The organism is Gulosibacter sediminis (assembly GCF_014904065.1).
In the GTDB taxonomy this organism is placed as follows: Bacteria; Actinomycetota; Actinomycetes; order Actinomycetales; family Microbacteriaceae; genus Gulosibacter; species Gulosibacter sediminis.
This window is the reverse complement of sequence record NZ_JACXJG010000020.1, coordinates 31,192-41,046: the sequence shown is the minus strand read 5'-3', so window position 1 is coordinate 41,046 and position 9,855 is coordinate 31,192. Positions and strand designations below refer to the sequence as shown.

General features: G+C 67.2%; 9 protein-coding genes and 3 tRNA genes. 7 read left to right on the top strand and 5 right to left on the bottom strand.

Annotated elements, in window-relative coordinates:
* Positions 1-81: 81 nt before the first annotated feature.
* From ID132_RS10745 to ID132_RS10735, 3 genes are all read right to left on the bottom strand, one after another.
* Entirely contained in the window at positions 82-1,080 is a 999-nt protein-coding gene (locus ID132_RS10745; RefSeq protein WP_125106704.1) for a PDDEXK family nuclease, read from the bottom strand.
* 264 nt (positions 1,081-1,344) lie between these two features.
* A complete protein-coding gene (locus ID132_RS14055; RefSeq protein WP_193128590.1) occupies positions 1,345-1,962 on the bottom strand; it encodes a diacylglycerol/lipid kinase family protein in 618 nt (205 codons plus the stop codon).
* Positions 1,910-2,224 (bottom strand): diacylglycerol/lipid kinase family protein, encoded by a 315-nt coding sequence (locus tag ID132_RS10735; RefSeq protein WP_459562481.1) that lies wholly within the window; start codon positions 2,222-2,224, stop codon positions 1,910-1,912. The genes ID132_RS14055 and ID132_RS10735 overlap by 53 nt, the downstream gene beginning before the upstream one ends.
* A gap of 145 nt (positions 2,225-2,369) precedes the next feature.
* Between ID132_RS10735 and serS the strand changes: the two genes are divergently transcribed.
* The 5 genes from serS (at position 2,370) to ID132_RS10710 (ending at position 6,042) form a co-directional block, all read left to right on the top strand.
* Positions 2,370-3,632, top strand: coding sequence for a serine--tRNA ligase (gene serS, locus ID132_RS10730; RefSeq protein ID WP_193128588.1), 1,263 nt, complete (start codon positions 2,370-2,372; stop codon positions 3,630-3,632).
* Positions 3,629-4,468, top strand: coding sequence for a Cof-type HAD-IIB family hydrolase (locus tag ID132_RS10725; RefSeq protein WP_193128587.1), 840 nt, complete (start codon positions 3,629-3,631; stop codon positions 4,466-4,468). Before serS ends, ID132_RS10725 begins: the two co-directional genes overlap by 4 nt.
* A gap of 25 nt (positions 4,469-4,493) precedes the next feature.
* Positions 4,494-4,578 (top strand) — tRNA-Ser (locus tag ID132_RS10720).
* A gap of 33 nt (positions 4,579-4,611) precedes the next feature.
* On the top strand, positions 4,612-5,895 hold the full coding sequence (locus tag ID132_RS10715; protein ID WP_125106708.1) for an LCP family protein: 1,284 nt from the start codon (positions 4,612-4,614) through the stop codon (positions 5,893-5,895).
* A gap of 56 nt (positions 5,896-5,951) precedes the next feature.
* Positions 5,952-6,042 (top strand) — tRNA-Ser (locus ID132_RS10710).
* Between the two features lie 420 nt (positions 6,043-6,462).
* Here the strand turns inward: ID132_RS10710 and ID132_RS10705 are convergent.
* A complete protein-coding gene (locus tag ID132_RS10705) occupies positions 6,463-7,080 on the bottom strand; it encodes a LysE/ArgO family amino acid transporter (RefSeq protein ID WP_328744250.1) in 618 nt (205 codons plus the stop codon).
* Between the two features lie 68 nt (positions 7,081-7,148).
* On the opposite strand from ID132_RS10705, the gene ID132_RS10700 reads away from it, so the two are divergent.
* Entirely contained in the window at positions 7,149-8,006 is an 858-nt protein-coding gene (locus ID132_RS10700; RefSeq protein WP_193128585.1) for a LysR family transcriptional regulator ArgP, read from the top strand.
* Here ID132_RS10700 and ID132_RS10695 read toward each other — a convergent pair.
* On the bottom strand, positions 8,003-9,166 hold the full coding sequence (locus ID132_RS10695) for an MFS transporter (protein ID WP_235988499.1): 1,164 nt from the start codon (positions 9,164-9,166) through the stop codon (positions 8,003-8,005). The genes ID132_RS10700 and ID132_RS10695 overlap by 4 nt on opposite strands.
* 171 nt (positions 9,167-9,337) lie before the next feature.
* Between ID132_RS10695 and ID132_RS10690 the strand changes: the two genes are divergently transcribed.
* A tRNA-Arg gene (locus ID132_RS10690) sits at positions 9,338-9,410 on the top strand.
* Positions 9,411-9,855 lie beyond the last annotated feature (445 nt).

Genomic DNA, 9,855 nt, shown 5'->3' with positions numbered 1-9,855 from the left:
CGCGTTGGCGTACAAGTGGCGTGCTCCTGTCAGCGCCTCTTGCCGTCGACAGCGCCGCTGGTCGCTGGTCGCGCGACTGGCTCAGAACGCGGCCGGGGCCGATGCGTTCAGCCCGAGTAGCGTCTCCCAATCGCGAGGTTGGTCGGGGCTGACCGCCCGCTGGTGCACGCCCCCACGGGGCGCCGGCAGTGCGGATGCGCGCTCGATCGCCTCGCGTACTTGGCGCGTCAGCTCGTCGGGCTGGTGCAGCAGCGACCAGTCCCACCGCACGATCGTCCATCCGAGCGCACGGAGCTTATTTTCGCGCCGCTTTTCTTCCATCACGACATCTGCAGCAGTCTTCCCAACGGGAACGAGAGCGCCGTACTTCACCTTGCCGTCGAACTCGCCGATGACGCCGGCCGGATGCGCGAAGTCGACTCGCGCGATGAACTTCCCCTGCTCGTTCGTGATCGTCGCCTGCACGTGCGGAAATTCGACGCCGCGCGCAAGCAACAGCCCGCGGCTGATCGACTCGCCAATGCTCTCTGAGCGCCCCGAGGCGTGGGCCGCGACCCAAACGAGACGATGTCGATGCTGCGGTACGCGCGGATCGAGTGTGAAGCCGGGATCGCGCCGGGTGGCCGCATCAACGAGCGCGAGCAGTTGCGGCGGGGAGACGCGACCCGCGAGGTCAGTGATCGTGCGCGCGACGCTGGTGCACCGGACGCCGAACTGCTCGACCACCTCATCGTCGCGCAACGGGGCGCGGCGCACTCGGTGCCAGGCGTTCGCGCGCCCGTGCCAGGCCCGGGTGAGGAGCACCGGATGTTCGAGGTGCTTCTCCAGTAGTGGCAAGTCGTGGAGCACAGCGGCGGCCTCGCCGCTGACGACACTCGATGGATTCGCCCGGCCGACCGCGATCGCGCGCGCCGCCGCGATCGCGAGCGGGTCAACGGTGTTCTCAAGTTCAGATTCATCGAGGAGCAGGTAGCCCCCAAGGCCGACCTTGATGGCGTGGCCGCTGCGGTGCTGGCGACGGATGTGCGCCCCGCGCGCGGCGGCGTCATAGCTATCGGTGGTAGTGAACTCGAGTCTCATGACCGGCAGTACAGCGTGCAGCGTTTCGTCATGCCCGAGAGCGGCGCCCAAACTGTGGACAACTCTGGGCTGTGGATAACTCGGGGGCGTGGATGCGCGCATTCGCACCTTGCCTCGGCTTGCGCCCGTGGGTTGCGAGTGGCGCGGTGAGCGATGAGTGGCGCGATTGTGAGGTGGCCAGTTGTCGCTGAGCGCGCCACAAGTGACGCCCCGCATGGCGCGGCCGTACTGAAAGGCGGGCCGTCCGCGAACGCGACCCGGTCGCTACCGCGTGACCGGCACGCGGGCGACGAGCGCGCCCTCGAGCGTGTGGGCGCGCAGTGCAATGACCTCACCCTCGGTGTCGCCGTCGAGCTCGAAGTTCTGCGGGCCGCCGTCGAGGCGCAGCAGAATCTCCTCGCCCTGGAAGTAGTTGACCGCGCCATGCGCTGGCAGCTTCACCCTCGGTAGGTTGCGGGCGATCACCCCGGCCGCGACCATCGACCAGCCGAGCGGGCCGCGCGGACGCATGATCACCATGTCGATGAGACCGTCGTCGATGTCGGCGTCGGGCAGCAGGTTAAGGCCGCCGGGCAAGCTGCCCGAGTTGCCGATCATGATGCTCGAGGCGCGCGTGCCCCACGTGCGTCCGCCGGCGATCTTAAAGCGCGCGCTGAACGCGCCCGAGCCGATCAGCCAGCGCGCGATGCCGCCGCAGTAGGCGAGCCAGCCGATCTTCGCCTTGAGCTCTTCGTCGGTGTGCTCGATCATGCCCGCGTCGATGCCGACGCCCGCGATGATGCCGAAGCGGAAGCGCTCGTGCTCGCCGTCGGGGCGCTCGACGTCGACCTCACCGAGGTCGATGCGGCGCTCGCAGTTGCCGAACGCGACCTCGANGCGCATCCTCGAGGTCGAAGATACGGTTGAACCGGTCGACGAGGCCGAGGTTGCGCGCGAGCAGGTTGCCGGTGCCGGCGGGGATGATGCCGATCGGCACATCTGAGTGCGCGAGCGCGGCGGCGACGAGGCGCACGGTGCCGTCGCCGCCCGCGGCGATGACGACGTCGACGCCGGCATCGATCGCCTCGAGCGTCTGCTCGGTGCCGGGGGAGTCGGCCGTCGTCTCGAGGATGAGCGTGTCGGCATAGCCGTGTGCGCGCTCCATCGCGGGGAGCAGGCGTCGCAACTGCGCCATATCGATCTTCACGGGGTTCGCGACAATCGCGGCACGCTTCGCTGTCATGGCACTAATGCTAGGCGGCAATCGTCGCCGCTCGGCATCAGTTTCCCGAGGTCGATAGCATGGCAGGGTGATCGATGTTCAGCTCCTGAGAGAGTCCCCCGACGTAGTCAAGCGTTCGCAAGCGGCCCGCGGCAACGACCCGGCCACCGTTGACGAGGCGATCGCGGCGGACTCGTCGCGACGCGAGGCCCTCCAGCGCTACGAGTCGCTGCGCGCCGAACAGAACGCGCGCTCGAAGGAAATCGGCAAGGCATCGAAGGAGGAGCGCCCCGCGCTGCTCGCCGCCGTGCAGGAGCTCGCAGCGCAGGTCAAGGACGCGCAGGCGAGTGCCAACGAGGCCGAGACTGCGTTCGCGGATGCGGTGGGCAAGATCGAGAACATCGTGCTCGACGAGGTGCCCGCCGGCGGCGAGGACGACTACATCGTGCTACGCACCGAGGGCGTGAAGCCCGAGTTCGACTTCGCCCCGCGCGACCACCTCGAGATTGGTGAGCTGCTCGGCGCGATCGACATGCAGCGAGGCGCAAAGGTATCGGGTGCCCGCTTCGACTACCTGCGTGGCATCGGCGCGCGGCTCGAACTCGCTGTAATGCAACTCGGCCTCAACAAGGCGATCGAAAACGGCTTCATCATGCTGACGCCGCCCACCCTTGTGAAGCCCGAGATCATGCGCGGCACCGGCTTCCTCGGCGAGCACGCCGACGAGATCTACTACCTGCCGGCCGACGATCTCTACCTCACCGGCACGAGCGAGGTCGCGCTCGCGGGCTACCACGCCGACGAGATCATCGACGTCGCTGAGCCCCTGCGCTACGTCGGTTGGTCGACTTGCTACCGCCGGGAGGCCGGCTCGGCGGGCAAGGACACCCGCGGCATCATCCGCGTGCACCAGTTCAACAAGGTCGAGATGTTCGTCTACACGACCCCCGAGGATGCGCAGGCCGAACACCTGCGCATACTCGGCTGGCAGGAAGAGATGATGCAGGCCCTCGGCCTGCACTACCGCGTCATCGACACCGCGGCCGGCGACCTCGGCTCTTCGGCCGCGCGCAAGTACGACGTTGAGGCCTGGGTGCCGACGCAGGACGCGTACCGCGAGCTCACGTCGACGTCGAACTGCACCACGTACCAGACGCGACGCCTCGGCATCCGCACCCGCGGCGACGACGGCAAGACCCAGCCGGTCGCGACGCTGAACGGCACGATCGCCACCACTCGCTGGCTCGTCGCGATTCTCGAGACTCACCAGCGCGCCGACGGTTCGGTGCTCGTGCCCGAGGCGCTGCGCCCGTACCTCGGCGGCCTCGAGGTGCTGGAGCCGATCGCATGACCGAGCAGCTGCTGATTGCCCTCGACATCGACGGCACGATCCTCGATGTCGACGGCGAGATTCCCGACGCAACCCGACAGCAGGTCAAGCGGCTGCGCGCCGAGGGCCACGAGGTGATGCTCGCCACGGGGCGGTCAGCGGCCGACATGCTGCCGGTGCGCGAACGCCTTTCGCTCGACTCGCGTTACCTCGTCGCGGCGAACGGGGCAATGGTGCTCGAGCGCGCCGAGGGCGTCTCGGCCCCGGCGAACAGCGACTACTCGGCTACGTGGGTCGAGACATTCGACCCGACGGATGCGCTCATCCGCCTGCGGCCCGTGCTGCGCAATGCGCGCTTCGCGGTCGAGGGGCCGGATGGCGTCTATCGCTACTCGGGGCAGTTCCCTGATGGCAGCTTCGAGGCGCAGGGCACCGAGGTGAAGTTTGAGGACCTGCTCGGGCAGCCCGTGACGCGGCTCGTCGTGGTCTCGCCGGACCACTCGGTCGAGGAATTCGTTGCCGAGGTCAAGGGTTCGGGCCTGCACCAGGTGACCTACTCGGTGGGCTGGTCGGCGTGGCTCGACATCGCGCCCGAGGGCGTGAACAAGGCGACCGCGCTCGAGAAGGTGCGCACGAACCTCGGCATCTCCGGGAGCAACGTCGTCGTCGCTGGCGACGGCTTCAACGACATCCAGATGCTCGAGTGGGCGAAGGAAATTGGCGGGCGGAGTTTCGCCATGGGAAACGCGCCGCAACAGGTGATTGACGCCGCGAGTGACCTGACGACGGACTTTTATCACGACGGTCTTGCACTTGCCCTCGCGAAGGTCGGCTACGATATGTCGCAGCCCGACTGATTCGTTATCGAATTGTTGTCGGTTTGGAGGGCTGTCCGAGCGGCCTAAGGAGCTGGTCTTGAAAACCAGTGGGCAGCAATGTCCCGTGGGTTCGAATCCCACGCCCTCCGCGCATCCGTTGTCCCCCTCTCTGGAGTCCGTGCTTGGCAAACCACACTTCCCCCCGCGCCGCCGCCCCGAGCGGCACACAGGCGCGGCACGGGCGACTCGCCGTGACCAGCACGTGGGGCACCGTGGGCAAGGGCGTCGGCATGGTTGTCGCCGTGCTGCTCGTGTCGCTCATCACCTTCGGCACGATCGTCTACTGGAACCTGCTCGGCAACGTCAGCACGTTTGAGCTCGAAGACAACTCCGACCCGAGCATCGACACGTTCGAGGGTGGCGTGAACATCCTGCTCGTCGGCAGCGACACGCGAGTCGGCCAGGGCGAGGAGTTCGGCGAGGGCTCGCCCGACGCCGACGGCACGCTCAACGACGTGAACATGATCTTCCACCTCTCGGAGGACCACTCGCACGCCTCGGTCGTGTCGATTCCGCGTGACACCCTCGTCGATACGCCGACGTGCACGAACGACGACGGCGAGCAGGTGTCCGAGCGCTACGGCGTCATGATGAACTCGATTCTCGACGAAGGCGGCATGGGCTGCATCGTCGCGACGGTCGAGGAGATGAGCGGCCTCGACATTCAGTACGCCGCAATGATCACCTTCCGCGGCGTCATCGAGATGTCGAATGCGGTCGGCGGTGTCGACGTCTGCGTCGAGCAGCCGATCGAGGACACCTACGTTGGCCTCAGTCTTGACGCCGGCACCCACTCGCTCAAGGGTGAGGAGGCGCTGAAGTTCCTCCGCACCCGCCACGGCGTGGGCGACGGTTCCGACCTCGCGCGCATCACGAACCAGCAGGTGTTCCTCTCGTCGCTGTTCCGCACCGTGAAGAGCAACGAGACGCTGACGAACCCCACGAAGCTCTACGGCATCGCTCGAGCGGCGACGCAGAACATGACGCTGTCGAGCAATATGAACAACATCGACACGCTCGTGAGCCTGGCCTCGGCCCTCGCGCAAGTGCCGAATGATGCGATGGCGTTCGTGAGATTGCCGGTGGCCGACTCCGTCTACTCGCCTGGGCGGGTCGAACCAACCGCCGATGCGGATGTCATGTGGCAGCTGTTGCGTGATGATCAACCGTTGATTCAGAGCGCGAGCCCCGACGCGACGACCGGCACGGGCGACTCCGGCGGCACCGACTCGGCTGGTGCCGACAGCACCGATAGCGGCGACACCGGCGATGCCACGAGCACCGCCAGCCCGGACGCAACGACGGACAGCACGGTTGGACCCACCACCGAGCCGGCGCCGAGCGTCGATTTCGACGGCCAGACCGCTGATCAGGAGACCTGCTCGAACACCGAGACCCTGTTCTAGGCGATGTTGGCGGCCGATTTTCCAGGCCGCCGACATCGTGTAGTCTTGGTCAGTCTGGACACGTCGCATAGTCAGGCCGAGTGCACCACCCTGCTAAGGTGGAGTCCCTCAATAGGGGGACCGAGGGTTCAAATCCCTCCGTGTCCGCATTAGAGAATTTCTCTGAAATTCTCTCGATCTTCAAGTCTCAGCTCATCGCGCTCCCTGTTCATGGGTGAGTGGCGGGCGAGAGCTTCGCGGTCGAAGCCACGCGCGCTACCGCATCACCAGCTTCGCCGAAGGCGCGAGGCTACTGACCGCCATCGCCGACGCAGCGGAAGCTCATAGTTCGGGTTGGTCTTGTCTCGCGCGTCGAGCGAAGTGGATTCAGTCAACAGTGATTCTTCGCGGGCCTGTGGGCGCGCGAAGGGGAAGCGATGCAACAGGACCTGCCAGGTCGAGGTCGCCCGCGCCGTGCACTTCCACGCCATGCTCTCCTTTGTGCTGTTCGTCGTCGTGCACGTCATGCTGGTGTTCACCACGGGGCGCTGCCCATCCTCAACCACATGTGCGCGGGGGAGGAGGCGGCTACGCTCCCAGCGCGAGTGACGCGGCGATCGCGAACATCGTCAGCGCGATCACGATGTCGAGGATGCGCCAGGCGCGGGGTTTGCGGAAGATCGGGCGCAGCCAGCGCGCGCCGTAGCCGATCCCGAAGAACCACGCGAAGCTGCCGAGGACGGCGCCCGCGCCGAAGCTCCAGCGGGCCTCGTGATACGAGTTCGCGACCGAGCCCATGAGCATCACGGTGTCGAGGTAGACGTGCGGGTTGAGCCAGGTGATCGCCGCGATCGCGAGCATCGTCGCCCCGAGCGGCGCGCGAGCCTCCCCATCTGCCTCGGGCTCGAGCGACTCGGTACGAAACGCTCGGCGGAGCGCGAATGCGCCGTAGAACACGAGGAACACGACGCCGGCCCAGCGCATCACCGCGATGAGCCACGGCGCGAGCGCGATGAGCCCGCCGAGGCCGAAGATGCCGAGCGAGATGAGCGCCGCATCCGAGACCGCGCAGAACAGGGCGATCGCGAAGACGTGCTCGCGGCGGATGCCCTGGCGCAGCACGAAGGCGTTCTGGGCGCCGATGGCGATGATGAGCGAGAGGCCGAAGCCGAGGCCGGCGAGCGCGGCGCCAGGGGAGTAGATCACGCATTCCAGGGTAAAAACGGCCATGGCTAAGTCATAATCAACTTTCTTCAGTAGATTAAGCAAAGCTTATGGAACTCGATCTCGCCCGCCTTCGTGCCCTCGTTGCCGTCGTCGACCACGGCTCCTTCGACGCGGCCGCCGACGCGCTCCACGTCACCGCGTCGGCGGTGAGCCAGCGCATTCGTGCGCTCGAGCGTGACGTCGGGCGCGTGCTCGTCGTGCGCGCCCGCCCGGTGCGGGCGACCGAGCACGGCGCGGCCCTGCTGCGGCTCGCGCGACAGCTCGAGGTGCTCGCGGGCGAGGCTGAGCAGGTGCTGCGCGACGACGCCACGGCGACGCTGCCCATCGCGGTGAACTCCGACTCGCTCATCACCTGGGTGCTGCCCGCGCTCGCGCCGCTCGCCGGCGAGATCCTGTTCGAGTTCCAGCGCGACGACCAGACCCGCACCACCGAGCTCCTGCGCAACGGCACGGTCGTGGCGGCGATCAGTTCCGATCGCGAGACCGTGCAGGGCTGCGGCGTGCGGCCGCTCGGCGCGATGCGCTACCTGCCGGTCGCAACGCCCGAGTTTCGGGCGCGCTGGTTCGGCGAGGGCCGGCCGGGGTTCGCTGCCGCGCCCCTCATTGAGTACGACGAGTCGGACTCGCTGCAGCGCGATCTGCTCGCCATCGTGGCTCCGGATGCTGCGCCGCCGCGGCACCGCGTGCCCGGCTCGGGCGAGTTCGTGCGGGCGGTCGCGCACGGCTTCGGTTGGGGCATGGTGCCCGAGCTGCAGCTCGTCAACGGTGTCGAACCGATCGACGACCGCCACATCGACGTGCCGCTGTTCTGGCACAGCTGGTCGCTCGGCACGGCCACGCTCGAGCGGGTGACCGACGCCCTGTTCGCCGCCGCGGCGGCGAGCCTGCGACCGGTCGAGCCCTAGGAACGCGCGGCGCGCGGCTTGCGCGGCAGCACGAGGATGCCCACGAGCATCCCCGAGCCGAACAGCCCCGCGACGAGGTAGACGAGCGCATTCCAGCCCCAGTGCTGGTAGAAGACACCGCCGACGTAGCCGAACACGCTCGAGCCGACGTAGTAGAGCAAGTTGTAGAGCGCGGTCGACTGCGCGCGGCCCTCGGTCGGCCACGCGCCGGCCCAGCCGGATGCGGTCGAGTGCGAGCCGAAGAACGCGGCGGTCNTGAGCACGAGGCCGACGATGATCGCCCAGAGGTTCGGGATGAGCATGAGCAGCAGCGACGCGATGGCCACGAGGTCGCACACGATCATGACGAGCTTGCGGCCGTGCCGCCCCGCGATGCGCCCCGCGAACGGCGACGACACCGAGCCCGCGAGGTAGGCGAGGAACACCATCGACGACACCCACACCGGCAGCAGGAACGGCGGCGCGCTGAGGTGGAAGCCGAGGTAGTTGTAGATGGCGACGAAGCCGCCCATGAGCAGGAACGGCTGCACGTAGAGCGAGACGAGCACCGGGTCGTGCAGGTGGCGCCAGGCGTTGCGCAGCGTGGTCGCGACCGATTCGCCGATGCTGATCTGGCTCAGCGGTTGGAAGCCGCTCGGCCGCGGCGCGAGCAGAATGAAGAGCACGGATGCGATGGCCGAGAGAATCGCGACCGCGAGCACGCCGAACTGCCACGAGCCGGTCGCTTCGGCGAGCGGGCCTGAGATGATGCGCCCTGAGAGGCCGCCGATCGTGTTGCCGGCGATGAACGTGCCGACCGCGGCGGCCGCATCCTTCTTATGGACTTCTTCATTGAGGTACGCCATCGCGACGGCGGGGACGCCGCCGAGCGCGCAGCCCTCGAAGAAGCGCACGATGATCGCGAGCTCGAAGTTCGGCATCGCGAGCGTGACGAACGCAAGCAGCGTCGCCGCGACGATCGCGATCGACATGGCCCGCTTGCGCCCGATGCGGTCGGCGACGAGCGACCATGGCACCACTGCGAGGGCGAGCCCGAGCGTGCCCGCTGAGATCATGAGCGCCGACTCGGCCGTGCTGACGCCGAAGCCGTCGGCGATTTGCGGCAGCACGGCCTGCGGCGCGTAGAGCTGCGCGAACGTCGCGACACCCGCGATGAACATGGCGAGCTGGATGAGCGTGTAGCCGCCCGTCCCGCGGCGGTGTCCTATCCAGGTAGTGCCCGTTTCAGAGAAGCCCGCATGCCCAGTTGTCACCTCTCCAAGTTACTCTCTGGGGCGGATTTGAACTTCCGCCTGGGCGTTGCTAAGCTAGATCAGTCGCCAAGGCGACCTGCGCCTGTAGCTCAATGGATAGAGCATCTGACTACGGATCAGAAGGTTGGGGGTTCGAGTCCCTCCAGGCGCACTCTGTGTGGAGACAGAACTGGACGGCCCGCTTCGGCGGGCCGTTTTGCTTTGCCGAGAAGTCGAGGAAGTCGTCGAGGTCGCACGGACGGGCGTTGACGGTGGTCGGGTTGTCCCATCACGAACAACTCGGCGTTGCGCACCGCGTCGCCCCAGCGATCTCGCGACTGGTTCTCTGCGAACTGTCACGAGGTGTTGCCGCGGATGCGCTGGCGTCGGCCGTTGCTCCCACGCCTTGAGGTAGCGGACAAGGACCTCTTCGCGTGGCGCCATGCGAGCCACATTACATGGGCCGCGTATACACCGTGATAGTCGGGTAAATCCGCTTGATCTCGGTCAGGGGGGGGCTGAGATTGCGCTCGGAGAAGAGCACTGAGCGCGCCGAGGAGGTGCAGCCACCCGCCTCCCAGGAAATGCGAGAGCAGCACCCCCATGCTATGAAAAAC